Annotated in this window: 14 protein-coding genes; 3 read left to right on the plus strand and 11 right to left on the minus strand. The window is 39.8% G+C overall.

Translation table 11 applies throughout. The annotated features are described in order from the left end of the window. Positions 1–108 precede the first annotated feature (108 nt). Positions 109–2,148 (minus strand): oligopeptidase A, encoded by a 2,040-nt coding sequence (prlC, locus tag H5087_RS02375; protein ID WP_182671025.1) that lies wholly within the window; start codon positions 2,146–2,148, stop codon positions 109–111. Between the two features lie 90 nt (positions 2,149–2,238). Further along, positions 2,239–2,367, minus strand: a complete 129-nt coding sequence (locus H5087_RS02380) for a DUF2461 family protein (protein WP_404936090.1) — start codon at positions 2,365–2,367, stop codon at positions 2,239–2,241. A 78-nt stretch (positions 2,368–2,445) separates the two neighbouring features. Here H5087_RS02380 and gorA point away from each other — a divergent pair, with 78 nt between their 5' ends. The 3 genes from gorA to H5087_RS02395 all read left to right on the plus strand — a co-directional run bounded on the left by gorA (position 2,446) and on the right by H5087_RS02395 (position 5,649). Beyond that, positions 2,446–3,807 (plus strand): glutathione-disulfide reductase, encoded by a 1,362-nt coding sequence (gorA, locus tag H5087_RS02385; RefSeq protein ID WP_182671026.1) that lies wholly within the window; start codon positions 2,446–2,448, stop codon positions 3,805–3,807. A 264-nt stretch (positions 3,808–4,071) separates the two neighbouring features. Beyond that, the gene (locus H5087_RS02390) at positions 4,072–4,704 is read left to right on the plus strand and encodes a hypothetical protein (protein WP_165742883.1); all 633 of its coding nucleotides are present in this window, start codon (positions 4,072–4,074) and stop codon (positions 4,702–4,704) included. A gap of 108 nt (positions 4,705–4,812) precedes the next feature. After that, positions 4,813–5,649, plus strand: coding sequence for a mechanosensitive ion channel family protein (locus H5087_RS02395; protein ID WP_182671027.1), 837 nt, complete (start codon positions 4,813–4,815; stop codon positions 5,647–5,649). 153 nt (positions 5,650–5,802) lie between these two features. On the opposite strand, the gene tldD is transcribed toward H5087_RS02395, so the two are convergent. From tldD to H5087_RS02440, 9 genes are all read right to left on the minus strand, one after another. Next, complete coding sequence (tldD, locus tag H5087_RS02400; RefSeq protein ID WP_024597409.1) at positions 5,803–7,242, minus strand: metalloprotease TldD; 1,440 nt, start codon at positions 7,240–7,242, stop codon at positions 5,803–5,805. Then, entirely contained in the window at positions 7,239–8,078 is an 840-nt protein-coding gene (locus H5087_RS02405; RefSeq protein WP_182671028.1) for a carbon-nitrogen hydrolase family protein, read from the minus strand. The genes tldD and H5087_RS02405 overlap by 4 nt, the downstream gene beginning before the upstream one ends. Beyond that, complete coding sequence (locus H5087_RS02410; protein WP_182671029.1) at positions 8,075–11,932, minus strand: YhdP family protein; 3,858 nt, start codon at positions 11,930–11,932, stop codon at positions 8,075–8,077. Before H5087_RS02410 ends, H5087_RS02405 begins: the two co-directional genes overlap by 4 nt. Next, positions 11,932–13,404 carry a ribonuclease G gene (gene rng, locus H5087_RS02415; protein ID WP_002958405.1) on the minus strand — a complete coding sequence of 491 codons (1,473 nt, stop codon included), beginning with the start codon at positions 13,402–13,404 and terminating at the stop codon, positions 11,932–11,934. The genes H5087_RS02410 and rng overlap by 1 nt, the downstream gene beginning before the upstream one ends. Position 13,405: 1 nt before the next feature. Next, positions 13,406–13,975, minus strand: a complete 570-nt coding sequence (locus tag H5087_RS02420; RefSeq protein ID WP_154904155.1) for a nucleoside triphosphate pyrophosphatase — start codon at positions 13,973–13,975, stop codon at positions 13,406–13,408. Beyond that, positions 13,975–14,454, minus strand: coding sequence for a rod shape-determining protein MreD (mreD, locus tag H5087_RS02425; RefSeq protein WP_002958403.1), 480 nt, complete (start codon positions 14,452–14,454; stop codon positions 13,975–13,977). The genes H5087_RS02420 and mreD overlap by 1 nt, the downstream gene beginning before the upstream one ends. Next, positions 14,447–15,289 carry a rod shape-determining protein MreC gene (gene mreC, locus H5087_RS02430; RefSeq protein ID WP_173400216.1) on the minus strand — a complete coding sequence of 281 codons (843 nt, stop codon included), beginning with the start codon at positions 15,287–15,289 and terminating at the stop codon, positions 14,447–14,449. The genes mreD and mreC overlap by 8 nt, the downstream gene beginning before the upstream one ends. Continuing rightward, positions 15,289–16,332: a rod shape-determining protein gene (locus tag H5087_RS02435; RefSeq protein WP_002958401.1), complete on the minus strand. Its 1,044-nt coding sequence runs from the start codon at positions 16,330–16,332 to the stop codon at positions 15,289–15,291. The genes mreC and H5087_RS02435 overlap by 1 nt, the downstream gene beginning before the upstream one ends. Before the next feature lie 133 nt (positions 16,333–16,465). Next, positions 16,466–18,514, minus strand: coding sequence for a formylglycine-generating enzyme family protein (locus H5087_RS02440; protein ID WP_182671030.1), 2,049 nt, complete (start codon positions 18,512–18,514; stop codon positions 16,466–16,468). Positions 18,515–18,610 lie beyond the last annotated feature (96 nt).

Consider the following 18,610-nt stretch of genomic DNA (forward strand, 5'->3'; position numbering starts at 1 on the left):
CATAGTACGACAGGATGAAATTACTAAAAATTATTAGATAATAATTTACAAACAATAAAAAAGCGCCATTTAGGCGCTTTAATTTGGTTTGTGCTAAATATTAGCTTTTTAAGCTGCAATACCGCTGTGGCGTAATAACGCGTCAACGTTAGGCTCACGACCACGGAACTTTTTAAATAATTCCATTGGCTCTTCACTGCCGCCTTTTTCTAAAATATTTTGCATGAAGGCTTGTCCAGTTTGCGGGTTAAAAATACCTTCTTCTTCAAATTTAGAATAAGCATCAGCAGAGAGAACTTCAGCCCATTTATATGAGTAATAACCAGCGCTGTAACCGCCTGCAAAAATGTGGCTAAAGCCATGCTGAAAACGGTTAAATTCAGGTGGATTAACGACTGAGGTACGGCTGCGCACGTCGTTTAGTACGGCTTGAATTTGACACTCTTCACCCGCTTTATAATCATTGTGGATTTTAAAGTCGAATAACGAGAACTCAATTTGACGTAGCATTTGCATGCCTGAGTTATAGTTTTTAGCCGCTAGTAGCTTATCAAGTAGCTCTTTAGGTAACGGCTCGCCCGTTTCATAATGACCTGAAATAAAGCTCAATGCTTCTTCTTCATAACACCAGTTTTCTAAAAACTGACTAGGAAGCTCTACCGCATCCCACGCTACACCATTAATACCCGCAACAGGAGCAGCATCAACTTGTGTAAGCATATGGTGAATACCATGACCAAACTCGTGGAATAAGGTTGTCACCTCGTCATGAGTAAACAATGCAGGTTTATCGCCAACCGCTTTATTAAAGTTACACACTAAATAAGCCACTGGAGTTTGTAGTTCGCCGTTAGCACGTACTTTACGACCCATACAGTCGTCCATCCACGCCCCGCCGCGTTTACGGTCGCGTGCATATAAATCGAGATAAAAACGTCCGCGTAGAGTATTGCTACTATCTACAATTTCAAAAAAACGTACATCTTTGTGATAAGTATCAAAGTCAGTAACTTCTTTTACGCTAATACCAAATAAGCGGTTAACGGTTTCGAATAAGCCACTTAATACTTTATTTGCTGGGAAGTAAGGACGCAGTACTTCATCTGAAATAGCGTACTTTTCTTGCTTAAGTTTTTCGCTGTAGTAACCAAAATCCCATGCCTGTAATTCAGAAATACCATGTTTTTGCTCAGCATAGGCTTTTAACTCTGCCACTTCTTGCTCTGCTTGTGGTTTTGATTTAGCCGCTAAATCTTCTAAAAACGAGAATACTTGTGCCGGTGTTTCGGCCATTTTAGTTGCCAGTGACTTTTCAGCGTAGCTATTGAATCCTAGTAATTGTGCAAGTTCATGACGAAGCGCAAGCTCCTCACTCATAATGCCAGAGTTATCAAATTCACCAGCGTTAGGGCCTTGATCTGATGCGCGCGTAGAAAACGCGGTGTAAGTTTCTCTGCGCAATTCGCGGTTATCTGCATAAGTCATAATTGGTAAATACGATGGGAAATCAAGGGTAAATACCCAACCGTCTAACTCTTTACTTTTTGCAGTATCTGCTGCAAGCGCTAAAGCAGATTCTGGCAAGCCAGCTAAGTCGCTTTTATCAGTAATATGTTTGTGCCAAGCAAGTGTGGCATCCATTACATTGTTGCCAAATTTTGAGGCAAGTTCTGATAAACGCGCGCTAATCTCACCGTAGCGTTTTTGATCTTCTGCTGATAATGCAATACCCGATAATTTAAAGTCACGAAGCGCATTAGTAATTGTTTTTTGCTGTGCTGTAGTCAGCGTTTTAAATTCGTCACTGTTATAAAGCGTATTATACGCATTGTATAAACCTTGATGCTGACCTACAAATGTTGAATATTCAGATATTAACGGTAAGCACTGCTCGTAAGCTTCGCGTAATTCGTCGTTATTCATTACTGAATTTAAATGCGATACAGGGGAGAACATGCGCGATAATTTATCGTCAGCTTCTTCAAGGGGTAATACTAAGTCATCCCACGTATACAAGCCTTTAGCTAGCACGTCATCAATGGCTTTACGACAAAGCTCGATACCGTCTTTTAATGCTGGTACTACGTACTCAGGCTTTATTTTTGAAAATGGTGGTAAGCCTTCAAGGCCAATTAGTGGGTTGCTCATAAATACTCTCTTTGCGTTAATGCATTACGTTTTAAATTGGGTCTAAAAGTAAAAAAACAACTCTTATCTAATCGGTAAATGGCGCTTACTTTACCTAATGAAATCTAAAGCGGGCTCTCTTACGTATTCCTCATACTGTGATTTATGGTCGTTAAACCAGTCTCTATTATTGTTTTTATCAAGCTGAGCAAGAAATTCGAATGTTTTTTTACTAAACATAGGTCACCTAAACACTCTTTATTTTTAAAACTTAATGTTATGCTAATGCGCATAAAACTCAACGCCTAAGGACATAAAATGACACAACACTTTGATTATATTGCAATCGGTGGTGGCAGTGGTGGTATTGCCTCTGCAAATAGAGCGGCAATGCGTGGCGCTAAAGTAGCACTTATAGAAGCAAAACACATGGGCGGCACGTGTGTAAACGTGGGCTGTGTACCTAAAAAAGTAATGTGGCACGGTGCTCAGGTTGCTGAAGCAATTAATTTATATGCCCCAGATTACGGCTTTAATGTTGAAGTTAAAGGCTTTGATTGGAGCAAGTTAGTAGAAAGCCGTGAAGCCTACATAGGTCGAATTCATAAAGGTTATGACAGTGGCCTTGCTAGCAATGGCGTTACTGTAATTAAAGGCTTTGCTAAATTTGTAGATAATAAAACAGTTGAAGTAAACGGCAAGCACTACACAGCCGACCATATATTAATTGCAGTAGGTGGACGCCCAAGCATTCCGCATATTGAAGGTGCTGAACACGGTATCGATTCAAATGGCTTTTTTGAGCTAAAAGAGCAACCTAAGCGCGTTGCAGTAATAGGCGCAGGCTACATAGCCGTTGAGCTTGCTGGTGTATTACATGGTTTAGGTACTGAAACACATTTATTTGTTCGTAAGCATTCTCCACTTCGTAACTTTGACCCATACATAGTTGAAACACTTGTTGATGTTATGGCTGCTGAAGGCCCTACTCTTCATACAGAATCTGTACCTCATAAATTAGTTAAAGAAGATGATGGCTCTGTAACGCTACATTTAGATAATGGCAAAACTCATAACGTTGACCAAGTAATTTGGGCCATTGGCCGCCAGCCAACAACAGATGCAATTAATGTAGCCGCTGCCGGCGTAGAAGTTAACAGCGATGGTTTTGTTAAAGTTGATGAGTTTCAAAATACCACAGCTAAAAACGTTTATGCGGTTGGCGATATTATCGAAAACGGTATTGAACTTACGCCTGTAGCAGTTAAAGCAGGGCGTACTTTATCAGAACGCTTATTTAATAAAGAACTACCTGATGATTTAAAAATGGATTACAGCCTAGTTCCTACTGTTGTATTTAGTCACCCACCAATTGGTACTATTGGCCTTACTGAGCAAGAAGCTATCTCTCAGTATGGCGAAGAAAACGTTAAGATTTACCAATCTGGCTTTACGGCTATGTACACAGCGGTAACTAAACATCGCCAGCCTTGTAAAATGAAGCTTGTATGTGCCGGCCCAGACGAAAAAGTAGTTGGCCTACATGGTATTGGTTTTGCGGTTGATGAAATGATTCAAGGTTTTGCAGTTGCCATGAAAATGGGCGCTACTAAAGCTGATTTTGATGCCGTTGTTGCGATTCACCCAACAGGTTCTGAAGAGTTTGTTACTATGCGCTAGGCGCTAAACTCTAAGCGCTCAATTATAAAAAGCCCTTGTTAAGTAATTAGTAAGGGCTTTTTAATGCTTGTTATATTTTGCACAATAAACCACTTAAAACGTCACATTACAAACATCCATTCAACATTAAAAAAACAACTAAGCCATTATTTTAACAGCAAAAATTTTAGACCGATAAAAAGATTAAAAGTTTAAATTTTGTTTTGGCTTTAAAGCATTTTAACGATTAGAATCCCGCGCATTTATAGTTTCTCTTGGTTATTTATGTTTTTACTGCGATCTTTTATTTATTTATTATGCCTAGCGGGTGTTGCTCATTTAATTCAACTTGAAGGGTTTGAATTAAAACAGGATGCACTTTACAGTGAAGAAACTCTTACCGAACATATGCAAGATGTTTTAACTTTTTTAAGCTGTATTTTATTTTTTTACGCTTCGCGAATTAACTTTCAACTCAAAATACCGGCTGTATTACTAGCTGCATTATCGGCAATGATGTTTGTAAGAGAGTTTGATACCTACCTCGACTTATACTTTTTTGATGGCGCTTGGCAAAGTATCGTCTATTCAATTTTAGCTGGCGTGTTTGTTTATTTAATAACAAACAGAGGAAGTATTTTTAACGCTTTAAAAGCCTATAGCCTCACTCCTAGTTATGGAATTTGCTTATCAGGCATGGTTACTTTACTCGCATTTTCGCGAATGATGGGCAAAGGCGCATTTTGGCATTCAGTAATGGGTGATGACTATGTACGTGCGGTAAAAAACATTGTTGAAGAAGGTATAGAAACGCTTGGCTATACTTTGATTTTTATTTCAGCCATTGAGCTTGTACTCATATGCCGAAAAAGAATGGCTAAAAATCACAAGCATTGCACTGATCAAGTAACTCAATAACGTAGCTACATTTTTTATTGGTTACTTTTTTTACACTAAATTTGCTAATTGGTTTAATAAATCAATATACTGAGCCTGTTTTTATCAACTCACATTTAATTGGATACCATGACTAAAGATATATTGCTGCATCCGTTTCTTCTTTCAATTGTAATGATCACAATTGCATTTGTACTAAAAGTGCTTGTTGATAAGCTTGCTAAAAGTCGCGCAGAAAAAAAAGAAAAAGACATCCGTTACATCGCACACAATATTAAGCACTTTGTTAATTTTGTAATGATGATATCGCTGCTATTTGTGTGGTCTACTGAAATTCAAAACTTTGCACTTTCTATTGCTGCTTTTGCCGTGGCGATTGTACTTGCAACGCGTGAGTTTATTCAGTGTGTAATAGGCTTTTTTTACCTCGTAACAACTCGCCCGTTTAGAGTGGGTGATTGGATACAAGTAGGTGATTACTTTGGTGAAGTAGCTGAAACGGATTGGATAAAAACAACCATGCATGAAATTGATATACATACTTATCAATTTTCTAGAAAAACCATATACATACCTAATAATAAGCTGATTACCAGTTCTATTAAAAACTTAAACTTTGTAAAACGCTTTGTTACACATCATTTTATTATTGTCCGAAGAGAGAGCTTTAACCCGTACCCTATTCACGACACACTCACTGAGCAAGCTAAATTGTACTGCGAAGAGTTTCAAGAAGTAGCAAGCCGTTATAATTCGATGATTGAGCGTAAACTTGATGCAAAAATATCTGGCCCAGAACCAGTAATTCACTTTGGTACAACCGATTTAGGTGAATTTAAAGCAAGCTTTACCTTGTTTTGCCCGACAGAAAAAGCGCTTGAGATAGAGCACAAATTAACAGAGTGCTTTTTTGCGTTATGGTACAAAGAGGCTGAAAAAAATAAAGAAGGTGAAGGAGAGGCATAAACCTCGCCTACACAAAGTAAAAATACAAATCGTAGGTGCGAATTTATTTCGCGCTCTATTTCTCAGTCTGTATTTAAAAAGCGAGGTATAAAACCTCACCTACAATAAACATCAAGCATATAAGTGCGAATTCACTTCGCGCTTGAGTAATATTTAAGCTGTACCACCGACCGTTAACTGATCAATTTTAAGGCTTGGTTGGCCTACGCCTACCGGTACGCTTTGACCATCTTTACCACAAACACCAACACCTTTATCAAGTGCTAAGTCGTTACCAACCATAGATATTTGCTGCATTACTTCTGGTCCATTACCAATAAGCGTTGCGCCTTTAATTGGTTGGGTAATTTTACCATTTTCGATTAAATACGCTTCTGATGCGCTAAATACAAACTTACCTGAGGTTATATCGACTTGTCCGCCGCCAAAGTTAGGCGCGAATACCCCTTTTTTAACTGAGCTTATAATATCGGCTTGGCTGTGCTCACCACCTAACATGTAGGTATTAGTCATGCGAGGCATTGGTAAATGTGCATACGACTCACGACGTGCGTTACCGGTAGGATTTACACCCATTAAACGCGCGTTTAGCTTATCTTGCATATAGCCTTTTAAAATACCGTTTTCGATAAGTACGTTGTAAGCGGCTGGTGTGCCTTCATCATCAACATTAAGTGACCCACGGCGATCAGCCATGGTGCCATCATCAACAACAGTACACAGCTCAGATGCTACTTTTTGGCCCACTTTACCACTAAACGCAGACGCGCCTTTGCGGTTAAAGTCGCCTTCAAGTCCATGCCCTACTGCTTCGTGTAAAAGCACGCCAGGCCAACCATTACCAAGTACAACTTCCATCGTGCCTGCAGGTGCATCAATAGCTTCAAGGTTTACTTTAGCTTGGCGTACAGCTTCTTCAGCAAATTCCATCCAACGTGGTTTACCATCAACAAGCTCTTTAAAGTAACCATAATCTAAACGTGCACCACCACCTGCGCCACCGCGTTCACGGCGGCCATTTTTTTCAAGCAGCACTGAGCAGTTTAAACGAATAAGCGGGCGAATATCGGTGGCAAACGTACCATCACTTGCTGCGATTAATACTTCTTCGTATACCGCTGACATTGAGCTAATTACTTGCTCTGCATCGGGTGCTAGTTCACGAATATAGTTTTCAAGTTCGCGTAATAAACTCACCTTGTCGGTATCGCTCATACTCGAAATTGGCTGATGCGCTGCAAACTGCTCTTTAGCTTTAACATCACTAAATACTTTAATCGCTCTATCTTCGCCAGCATCTGCAATGCTACGAGCCGCTGTAGCCGCTTTATTAAGTGCTTCAAGATTTATTGCATCAGAGTAAGAAAAACCTGTTTTTTCGCCGCTTACAGCACGTACACCAACGCCACGTTCAACGTTATAAGAGCCTTCTTTAACTAAGCCGTCTTCAAGCACCCATGATTCGTGGTGGCTTGATTGAAAATATAAATCGGCGTAATCCACTTTATGCTGATGTATGTAAGCGAGCGTTTTTTCGAGCTCTTCTCTATTTAGCTGGCTGTCTTGTAGTAAATGCTGTTCAACCGAATTCATAATAAATGCTCTCTAAATCGTTGATGAGATTGCACGGGCATATCTCGTCTAATTTTTTGTAACTGGTCTAAATCTGCGTTGCAGCTTATAAAACCGGTGCCTGCTGGCAATTCACTCAGGGTATTGCCCCAAGGCGAAATAATAATACTGTGGCCATATGTTTGTCGGCCATTTTCATGTGTACCGTACTGAGCTGCTGCAACTACATAACATTGTGTTTCTATTGCGCGAGCTGCTAATAGCGGTTGCCAATGCGCTTGCCCTGTAGGGACTGTAAATGCACTGGGTACTAAAATAATATCGGCGCCTTGGCGTACTAGTTCGTTAAATAAGCCACTAAAGCGCAGATCATAACATACTGTTAAGCCAATTTTACCAAAGGGAGAATCAACAACCACTACATCGCGACCTGCTTGGGTAAAATCTGACTCTCGATAGCTACCTGTTTTATCATCTACGGTTACATCAAATAAATGTATTTTGTTATACGTTGCAACCAGCTCGCCTTGATTATTATATAAATGCGATGCTGCGTAATACTTATGTTCGTTAAATGGCTCAGGCATTGTGCCTGCATTTAACCAAATATTATGGTGTTGGCACAATTCACTAAGTTGTAATTTGTATTGCTCAACTTGCTTAGCAACACGTAACGTATCGTTACCTCTTTTACTAAACACTAAAAAAGCTTCTGGCAAGCAAACAAGTAATGGCCTTGTTGCTGGCAGAGTTTTAAGTGCGCGCTTTAAGCTTGCTATGTTGTCATCAGGGCTTAGCCCTGAACACATTTGTAGGGCAACTATTGTGGGTGTGCTTATATTTGCTGTTTTGTTCATTGCGTTACTGTTACTTGAGCATCTTTAAGTTTTAAATCGACTGATGCTTGTGGCTGATTTTGCGCAGCTTGAGGTAGTGTAACTTCACGACTTTTTCTGTCTAGTTCTTGAACAATAGGATCGTTCATTTTACCCGTTACTTTAAAATTGATCTCTGAGATGACGCGCGCAGAATGAATAACTTTATCAAGTGCTAAAGCAGCAAGTCCTGTTACTGGATTAACCATCCATGCCACTATAACCGGAATGCTTGAGGTTACTTGTGGCGCTACAGCAAGGTCGTAATCTATATCTAGCGTATTTAAATTTGCGTAGCCTTTAATAGTTAAATCGGCAGGCACACCATCCATTTTAGTATCTTTAGTGTAAGCGATACCGTTTTCTAACTGCATAGAGCCTTGCATGCTGTTATAAAAAAAGCCCTTTGAGAATACATCTCTAAAATCAAGTTTCAGTTTGCGTACGAGTGAATCAAGGCTCAACAGCGAAAATACGCGTGCACCACCATCACTTATTTCAGTTAAGTGACCTTCCCCTAAATCCCAAGTAACCTCACCACTTAAAGTTTTCACATCAAAATCATAAGGTGCTGCTTGCCAAGTAAGATCATAATTTAGATCAGCTTTAGAATCCTTAATTGCAGAGGTAATATCAAACTCGCCAAACAATGCGCCTATATCATCACTTTTAAGCTCACCACTTAGCGTTGTTAAACCATTTTGCCACTGCCCTTTAGTGCGCAGTACATGATCTCCTTTATCGATTACAAGTTCTGATATCGATAAGCGCTCGCCATCACCTAATAATGACGCACTCACTTTATCAAGCTGGTAGCGATCAATTTTGCAGTCACTACATTCAAACTCAATGGCAGGTATTTTAGTAAGCCAGCTCAAGTCTTCCTCAGGAAGTACATCTGTTATTTCAATTAATTGCTCGCTAGGCTGTGCAAAATTAAGCCTTAAGTAATCGGCATTAATTCGTATAGGCTGGCTAGGCTGTGATGTAGGAATAAAAACCCCAGCTCTAAGTTCTTTAGCATTTAGCTTTAGGTATAAATCGTCTTTTGATGGTGCTAAACGCATTTCAAAATCATTAAAGATGATGTTACTCGCATCAAGCATACCTATATTTGCGACCACCTCATTAAGCGGTGGCATAATCCCTTTTGATTTTTTATCTGGGTTTGATTTACCTGCTTTAATTATTTGATCTATCAGATCAAACCAAGGCACTAATTCACTCTGCTCAAGATTTATATTTACGCTTAAGTCTTTTTGGTTTAATCCTAAGTCTTGTTTTCCGAGCACAAAATGGACATTACTAAACTGTGATTTTCCATTTTCTAAAATAGCATTAAAGTAAAACTGTTGATTAGCGTTTGCTGTAATGAGATTAGAAATATCATCACCTTGAACTACTGCATCAAGCGCCCACATTTGTTCGCTATTTTTATTATAAGGTGCGGGTAAGTTACTCGTTAAGCCAAGTAGTTCTGAGTTTACCTGTGCACGGTAATTAAAGCCTTGTTCGGTAAAATTAAGTACTAAACCAATATCAACATCGCTTTGCCCGCTTAAATAATTTTTTAATATACCTTGTCCACTGTCAATTAATGTATCAGCGTCAATTTTGGCGTTTATATCTATGTTTGCTTGGTAATTTTTAGCATCACTTTTGCTGCTGTAATTAATATTTAGCGGCATGCCCAACCACTTCGCAGTCGCATTTTTAAGTGTGATGTTGTCGTTTTTAAAATTAAGCTCGCCAGTTAAGTTTTTAAGCTCAATACCTGGCGTTGCTATAAATACTGGCAAGTCATTTAAATTAACTTTGCCGCTAACACTGGCTCCGCCTTTAAACTTAGAGCCTACTAAAAGCTCAATACTGGCATCGGCTTCGCCTTTGCCCTGTACAACTTTAAAAATTTCAGCAAGAGGTTTGGCAATAGGTGTCGCTGCAAAAAAGTCATGTAACTTTTCCATCTCTGCTTTTTTATCAATTTGCACAATAAGTTCATCAGCATTCATTAAATCTGCAATGCTCACCTGTACACTATTACCAATATCTAAATTAACCAACTTGCCTTGCTGGCTATATATGTCCATCCGCTCATTAGCAAAATGTAGCTGTACATCAGCATTAGTGACCGCAGGCCAATCAGGGTCAAACTCATAGGTTGCATTGTCTATTTGTGCTAATACATCAAACTGACCACTACCATCAGTAAATGGGAAACCAGACAAAGGCCCTGCAAATAAGACCTGTGCTTTAGATACTTCTCCGCCTTTAATTGCACCATTTAAATAGCTAACAAGTTCAGGGCTCATCGCTTTTAATGGGAAGTAATGACCTGCAATATTGGCATCTGGAGCGAATGCTTCAGCGTAAAGATCTAATCGAGGATCATCTGTTAGGCTAATTTGTAATTCTGCAGCAAGAGTGACTTCATCATTATCAAACCAGATATTGTCACTACTTATATGCCAGCCATCATCTCGCTTAGCTAAATCTAGCTCTACATTTAGCTGATTATAATTTATGTCGTTACTAAAGCTTTCGCCTGTAACTAATGTGCCATTTTCACCAAATAAATTTATTCGACCACTACTTTGGGTAAGTAAACCATTTACTCTAAGTCCTTGCGCTGCTGGTACCGATCTTAATTCTTGCCAGCCAATATTGTTAGCCTCAAACCATAATTGCCATTGCTGTGCATTAGAAAAACTTAAATAAGCTTGATCTATTTGCCCACTAGGTTGGCGTTCTAAAAATGGTTCAAGTGCATTAAAATTACTTAGCCCGGCTAGGTTACTCAGTAATTCAAAATCAACTTGATGCAGCCACACTTTATTTTGCAGCCCTAGTTGGGCTTCAAACTCTAAACTTGGCCATGCTTTATCGTTACTATTAAATGTTAAACCGGTGCTTTTTAAGTGCCAGCTATTTTGTTCTGGATATAGATGGAATCCACCTTCACTCAAACTAACTTGGTGGCTTTGCTCTTCTCGCTGCCAGCGTACAAAGCTTGGTAACCACTGCATTTTCACATCGCTTACAAAACCTTTATCTAGTTTTAGCCATGCTTGTAAATTAATATCGCTATGCAGTTGTTGTTTTTGCGTATTTATATATTGCGCTAACCAGTTAGATACATCGACCTTATTAGCCTGTACATAAATGTCGCCCGCAACCTGCTCTAGAATATCCCCGGTAAGTGCTATGCGCGCGTCAAAGTCTCCGACCGAAATACCCGGCAGTGCCAGGCTTCCACTACCAAGGTGCTGCTCATCTTCATTTTGCCAAACAATGTTTTGAAGTAGTAATTTACGTTCTTTACCATCTTCTAAAATAAAGTTAATACTGGAATTTTCTATTGCAAAATGACCCGTTTTACCCAAAAACAGTTCTTCAATTAGCTCTTTTTGCTCAAAAGAAACTTCGTCGTTGTCACCGGTTTTAAATAAGTTGGTGATATTTACACTGGTATGAAAACCATTAATAACAAAATAATTAGATCTAAGTTGCAGTGCTTTTAAGCTTTCCCATAGGTTTAGCTCTAAGCTGGTTTTAGCAATGGTGAGTGATATTGGTGCGGTTTCGTTATCTTTAAACGATAAATTTTCTAGCACTAATGCAGGACCACTGCCCTGCCAACTAGCTGATATTTCACCGATAGATAAGCTTATTTCAAACTTTTCGTGTAAATAGCTTTCTATGTCACCTTTGTATTCGTTTGCATACGGGAGGGTATATTTTAAAATTGAAACAATAACGGCCAGTAATACCAAAATTATGGCGCAGGTCTGCCATAACTTTCTAAAACAAAAAAAACAGACCGCTTTTGCTTTCATTACATCATTACCACATCAAACTGTTCTTGGCTGTATAAGCTCTCTGTTTGAATATTGACTTGCTTACCAATAAATAGTTCAAGCTCAGCAAGGTTATGGTACTCATCGTTTAGTAGGGCCTCACTTACAGCAGGCGCTGCATACACCATAAACTTGTCCGCTGCGTATGCTCGGTTAACACGCACTATTTCACGTAGTATTTCGTAGCAAACCGTTTCAACTGTTTTTTGTGAACCACGACCGGAACATGCTGGGCATACATCACATAAAATATGCTCTAAGCTTTCGCGTGTACGTTTACGCGTCATTTCAACAAGGCCAAGCGCTGAAAGCCCATTAATATTCGTTTTAGTGCGATCTTTTGCAAGGGCTGATTCAAGTGAATGAAGCACCCGCCTTTTATGATCCTCACTTACCATATCGATAAAGTCGATAATGATAATACCGCCTAAGTTACGCAGCCTGAGCTGGCGGGCAATTGCAGAGGTTGCTTCTACGTTGGTATTAAAAATCGTTTCTTCTAAATTACGATGTCCTACAAATGCACCTGTATTAACATCAACAGTCGTCATTGCTTCTGTTTGGTCAATAATTATATAACCACCCGATTTTAGCGTAACTTTACGATGTAGTGCTTTTTGAATTTCGTTTTCAACATCAAACAAATCAAATATAGGTCGCTCGCCTGGGTAGTATTCAAGTACTTGAGAAAGCTGTGGAACAAATTCTTCTGTAAATAGCTTTAGTTCTTCATAGCTGAGTTTAGAGTCAACGCGAATGCGCTCCATATCTTCGCCTACGTAGTCACGCAGGGTTCTAAAGGCAAGCGTTAAATCTTCGTGTAGGATACTGGCTTTACTCGTTTTTCTACGACGTGATGTTATTTTTTCCCATAATTTTCTTAAAAAGCCAGCATCGTGTCGTAATTCAGCTTCGCTAGCACCTTCAGCAGCTGTACGTACGATAAAGCTGCCATTTTCATCGCCATATTCTGCGACTATTTTTTTAAGACGTGAGCGCTCTTCTTCAGTTTCTATACGCTGACTAACCCCTACATGGGTCGCATCAGGCATAAACACTAAATAGCGAGAAGGAATAGTTATATCAGTGGTGAGCCTTGCGCCTTTAGTGCCTAGCGGATCTTTTACCACTTGCACCATAATGTATTGGCCTTGACGAACTAACTCCCTAATATCTTGTACTTTTTTTATTGGTACGTCGTCTACGCCTTCAACAATAGAGGCACTATTTACAATATCGGATGCATGCAAAAATGCAGCCTTTTCAAGGCCGATATCAACAAAAGCAGCCTGCATACCAGGAAGTACGCGGCTTATTTTTCCTAAGTAAATATTGCCTACAATACCTAGGTTACCAATTCGCTCTAGCTGTATTTCTTGCAGTACACCGTTTTCTATTAGGGCAACACGGCTTTCGCTCGGTGTGACATTGATCAGTAATTCTGTACTCATGTTACCTTCTTAAGAATGTTTTTAATAATTGTTCGGTTTCATATAAAGGTAAGCCTACAACAGAAAAATAGCTACCTGCAATGTGTGTTACAAAGCGGCCGCCTAAACCTTGGATACCGTAGCCACCGGCTTTATCTTGTGGCTCACCTGACTCCCAATAAGCATTAATTTCTTCATCTGTTAAAGTTTTAAAAGTAACATCTGTGCTTACAACACAGCTAAGTACATCACTTTGCGTCGCAAATGCAACTGCTGTGAGCACTTGATGCGTGTTACCCGATAGGCGTTTTAACGTATGTGTAAAATCGTTTTTATCGCGAGGTTTACCCAATGATTCGTTATCGATAACAACCACAGTATCACTACCAAGTACAGGGCGATCGGTATATCCAAGCTCTACACCGCTTTGGGCTTTTAAGCGCGCTAAACGCTCAACAAGTGCTCTAGGTTGCTCGTTTGGAAGTGGGCTTTCATCTGCATCAACACTAAATTGTGTAAATTCGACACCTAATTGGCTTAATAACTCTTTACGACGGGGAGAGGCTGATGCCAAATATACTGCGGTAGTCATTACCTGATCCTAAAATGTCTGCGATATTTACGAAGTAGTAAAAAGACCCAAAACCAGCTAACCATTCCGGTTGCTACTGGCCATAAATACTGTGGATTAAAATAAACCCCTAACAAAAAGTGATTTAGCCAAAACTGCATTAAGTGATACAGCGTTAAAAATAAACCAATTAGTAGGCTTTGTTGCCAAAGCGAAAAGTTACGAATTTTTTGAAAGTTACTCGCGGTTACAAAAATACATACCGAGAATGTAAGCGAGTTCACGCCCAGCGGTGAGCCAGACGCTAAATCTATTAATAAACCAACAACCCAAGCAGTACCAATATTTAAACGATGCGGTACTGCTAGCGACCAATACATAAGTACAAGTAAAACCCAGTCAGGTCTAAATGGTTCAAACGAAAATGGAAGTGGCATTAGTGCCATTATTAACGCAAAAAAGATGCTTAGCGCAATTAACAATGAATAACGGTTAATCATCGCTGATTTGCTCCTGTTGATTACGCCATAAAATAACCAGTAAGCGAATGCGATCTAGTTGCGCAATAGGTTCTGCAAAAACTTGTGCAAACGGTCGCCCTTCATCACGATTTATTTCGGTTACTACTGCCACCGGGTACCCTTCAGGAAATGTCCCCCCTAAACCCGATGTAACAAGTACATCGCCAATTCGCACATCTAAACTGTGTGGAACGTGAGAGAGCTTAACGACGTTAATTTTACCTATGCCTTCAACAACCGTTCGTACATCGTTACGAAGTATACGTACAGGTGTGGCATGTGTGGTGTCGGTCATTAGTAGCACGCGTGAAGTTGTTGAACCAACCTTTGTAAGCTGCCCTACTACACCCATTTCATCAATTACAGCTTGGCCTTCACTAAGCCCGTCAGTTGTACCACGGTTAATAACAACCTGATGACTATACGGGTTTGAATGTACAGAAAGTACCTGAGCAATAATTTTACGATTTGATTGCTTTGCAGATGAGCCTAATAAGGCGCGCAGTTTTTGATTTTCTCTGGCTAGAAATTGATACTGCTGAAGTTGCTCGCTTTGTAGCATTTGCTTTTTTTTCAGCGCTTCGTTTTCAGTAAGAAGTTGATCCCGCGTATGCAGGCTTTTAGCACTTAAGCTAAATAATTCGTAGGGTAAATTAGCTACATAGATTAGTGGGCTAACTAGAGTATTAAGGCTGGTACGAACAACGGTACCACCTTGCGTATATCTGTCTCCAACTATGAGTACGATACTCAAAAGCACTGCGACAAAAAGTCGCAGTTGCAAAGAGACTGTGCGTCCAAACATTAATTTCATTAGTCGTAACTAAAAACGTCACCACCATGAACATCGATCATTTCTAATGCTTTACCACCACCACGCGCAACACACGTAAGTGGATCATCAGCTACAACAACCGGAATACCCGTTTCTTCCATTAATAAACGGTCTAAATCTTTTAACAATGCACCACCGCCAGTAAGTACCATGCCGTGCGCAGAGATATCTGATGCCAGCTCAGGTGGTGATTGCTCAAGTGCAACCATTACTGCACTCACAATACCCATTAACGGCTCTTGTAGAGCTTCTAGGATTTCGTGTGAGTTAAGCGTGAATGAACGCGGAACACCTTCGGCAAGGTTACGACCGCGCACTTCAATTTCGATTGGCTCATCAGTTTTGAACGCAGAGCCAATTTGATGCTTAATATTTTCAGCTGTCGCTTCACCAATTAAGCTACCAAAGTTACGACGTACATAATTAATAATAGCTTCGTCAAACTTATCGCCACCAATACGAACAGATGATGAGTAAACAACACCGTTAAGTGAAATAATAGCCACTTCAGTTGTACCACCACCAATATCAACAACCATAGAACCTGTTGCTTCTGATACTGGTAAACCTGCGCCAATAGCTGCTGCCATTGGTTCTTCAATTAAGTAAACTTCACGAGCACCAGCACCCATTGCAGATTCACGTATTGCACGTTTTTCTACTTGAGTAGCACCACACGGCACACAAATTAGTACACGCGGACTTGGGCGCATAAAGTTATTGTTATGCACTTGCTTAATGAAGTGTTGTAACATTTTTTCAGTTACATAAAAATCAGCAATTACACCGTCTTTCATTGGACGGATTGCTTTAATATTTCCCGGTGTACGGCCTAGCATTTGTTTTGCTTCTGTACCTACAGATGCAACACTTTTAGGTCCACCAGCGCGTTCTTGGCGAATAGCAACAACAGAAGGTTCGTTTAATACAATACCTTCTTCTTTTACATAAATTAGGGTATTGGCTGTACCCAAGTCGATCGATAGATCGTTAGAAAAAATACCACGGAGTTTTTTAAACATGAGGCTGGATGACCTTTGAAATACGTTCTTATATTAGCTGCCTCACTTTAACATGCTCAACTATATGAGCAATATAAAGCGCAGCGCCTTTGTGAATTTGTGAAAAAAGGAAGCAAAGCTTCCTTAATTGAGTTTATCGTTCGCGAACTAAGCGAAAACCAATGTAGTTAGATCTAAAATCAGGCGCTAAAATTAAACGCGTAGATGCACGAGCAAGGCTTGGTGCAAAGTTCCACGCTCCGCCTCTTACTGCTACATCAGACTCACCTGATTCTTTATCGGTCCATTCCCATACATTGCCTACGGTATCGTATAATCCAAATGCATTTGGAGAAAAAGAACCTACTGGTGATGCACGTCTATTTGACCATTCACTACCACACCAACCACAGTTAGCTAGGTTTTTACCAATTTCGTTACCCCAAGGGTATTCTGTTTCGGTTCCTGCACGTGCTGCGTATTCCCACTCAACTTCGTTAGGTAAACGAAATTGCTGTCCTGTTTGACCCGATAACCACTCAGCGTAAGCTTTTGCATCGTTATAAGTTAAACATACAGCAGGAAAGTCACTGCCTTGCTCAAAACCAGGATTACGCCAATTTAAATTTGCTTCCCATACTGGTTCGCCATTTAAATAATACGCACATCCTTTATTTTTTTCCGCTTGAGTTTTATAACCTGTATTTGCTACAAACTTTTCGTAGGCACCCACGGTTACTTCTTTACTTTGCATAGCGAAAGAATTTGCTATTACTTTTTCAATTACTGGACGTTCATTAGCTAAACCATTGCCATTGATATCGCCCATTTTAAATTTGCCTGCAGGAATAACGACAACCGGCGTTTCAACGTTTGCATTTAATACATTAACGTTTTCACTAACCTGGCGTGTTGTTACTTCTGGTTGCTCTCGAGTATAGGTCGGTGCAGCAATCGACTTAGGCTTTTTTACCAAATTTGCATTAATTGTTTGTGCTTTATTCAAATCAACACGAACTTGATAAGGCTTATAACCAAGTTTACGTATTTCAATGTTGTGAATACCCGGCGGTAAACGTGTGATCAAGCGTGTTGAGCCAAAGCTTACACCATCGATAAACACTTCATCGTCGTATACGTTTGATCGTAATGTCAGCTCTATTGATTGATCCTTCTTCTTATTAAGGATAGAAGGGTAATCTTTTTTCGCCGATGCAGGTTTAACTGAATAATCACGTACTGGCTGCTTTTCTAAACGAGAAACCGACACCGTGTTGCTATTATCCGCGCTATTACTGAATGTTAACTGACTATCAGTAAATGTATTGTTATACGCGGGTTGATAAGCAGCAGTAAGTGGCGTGCCGTACTCAGAACAATAACGGTTATCAATGCTTAATAAGCTACATAAACGGCTACTGTTTACTTCACCGCGCATGGTTACGCTTAAGTTGACGTTGTAGTTACCTTGGCCGCTAAATGCACTGTTAACTACATGGCTACTTAATATTTGTACTTGAGCGCCCGCCAAATTACGTTTTGGCTCAACAATACGCTCTTCTGTTAAGTTTGCAAATATTTGATCTACAAAGCGTTTAGTTGCTTTTTGTAGCCCCATTTGCTGACCGCGTTGCTCACACGCTGCTAGCGTTTCTGTTCGCTTACAGTTAATCGTATGGTTAACTTCAAGCGTGCCTTCACGTGTAAACTCGTTACGTAAACGCTCTACTCTGGCTGTAGTTAACTGCTCTTTTAAGCTCTCTAAAGTATTTAAAAGCGTATGTTTAGCAACACGAATTTGCTCTATATCTTTACGGTGGGATGCAATTGCCGCCAACTGCATAGAAATATCATCTTTGTTTTGCTTATGATCAATCACCGCTTTTTGATAGCGTGATTGAGCCGCACTAATATTAATAGTGGGATCGTCAATTAAACGACGGTACATTTCGTTCATCGCATCGAGCGCTTGGTTTTTTTCTTTATCTAGCTCTGTAGAACGAGAACGAAGTAGCTCTAGTTGATTTTGTAACTGACTTTCTTCTTTAAGATGTTTTTCAAGTATTCTTGTCGAGTTATCGTATTCTGTCTGTTTAACACTAATCTCTGACTCAATTCCAGTTACTGTAGCTGTGTCTTGTGCAAATGCACTACTAGCTAACAAACTAGCTGAAATTAACAGAGATAAAGGAGTAATTCGCATATATTCCAGTCCCAAAAAGCGGCAATTATTTGGTCGTTATTATTTTTTTATAATTAAAGCCTTATGCTATGTACTTGCAGCACAAAACACAAGCTT

Origin of the sequence: Pseudoalteromonas sp. SR43-7 (assembly GCF_014163785.1) — a bacterium.
GTDB lineage: Bacteria > Pseudomonadota > Gammaproteobacteria > Enterobacterales > Alteromonadaceae > Pseudoalteromonas > Pseudoalteromonas distincta.

Bases quoted from the DNA above. Each gene is read 5' to 3' on its own strand.
- H5087_RS02440 (WP_182671030.1), bottom strand. From the start codon at position 18,514: ATGCGAATTACTCCTTTATCTCTGTTAATTTCAGCTAGTTTGTTAGCT.
- tldD (WP_024597409.1), bottom strand. From the start codon at position 7,242: ATGAATTCGGTTGAACAGCATTTACTACAAGACAGCCAGCTAAATAGA.
- mreD (WP_002958403.1), bottom strand. From the start codon at position 14,454: ATGATTAACCGTTATTCATTGTTAATTGCGCTAAGCATCTTTTTTGCG.
- rng (WP_002958405.1), bottom strand. From the start codon at position 13,404: ATGAGTACAGAATTACTGATCAATGTCACACCGAGCGAAAGCCGTGTT.
- gorA (WP_182671026.1), top strand. From the start codon at position 2,446: ATGACACAACACTTTGATTATATTGCAATCGGTGGTGGCAGTGGTGGT.
- H5087_RS02435 (WP_002958401.1), bottom strand. From the start codon at position 16,332: ATGTTTAAAAAACTCCGTGGTATTTTTTCTAACGATCTATCGATCGAC.
- H5087_RS02405 (WP_182671028.1), bottom strand. From the start codon at position 8,078: ATGAACAAAACAGCAAATATAAGCACACCCACAATAGTTGCCCTACAA.
- H5087_RS02395 (WP_182671027.1), top strand. From the start codon at position 4,813: ATGACTAAAGATATATTGCTGCATCCGTTTCTTCTTTCAATTGTAATG.
- H5087_RS02410 (WP_182671029.1), bottom strand. From the start codon at position 11,932: ATGAAAGCAAAAGCGGTCTGTTTTTTTTGTTTTAGAAAGTTATGGCAG.
- H5087_RS02390 (WP_165742883.1), top strand. From the start codon at position 4,072: ATGTTTTTACTGCGATCTTTTATTTATTTATTATGCCTAGCGGGTGTT.
- prlC (WP_182671025.1), bottom strand. From the start codon at position 2,148: ATGAGCAACCCACTAATTGGCCTTGAAGGCTTACCACCATTTTCAAAA.
- H5087_RS02380 (WP_404936090.1), bottom strand. From the start codon at position 2,367: ATGTTTAGTAAAAAAACATTCGAATTTCTTGCTCAGCTTGATAAAAAC.
- mreC (WP_173400216.1), bottom strand. From the start codon at position 15,289: ATGAAATTAATGTTTGGACGCACAGTCTCTTTGCAACTGCGACTTTTT.
- H5087_RS02420 (WP_154904155.1), bottom strand. From the start codon at position 13,975: ATGACTACCGCAGTATATTTGGCATCAGCCTCTCCCCGTCGTAAAGAG.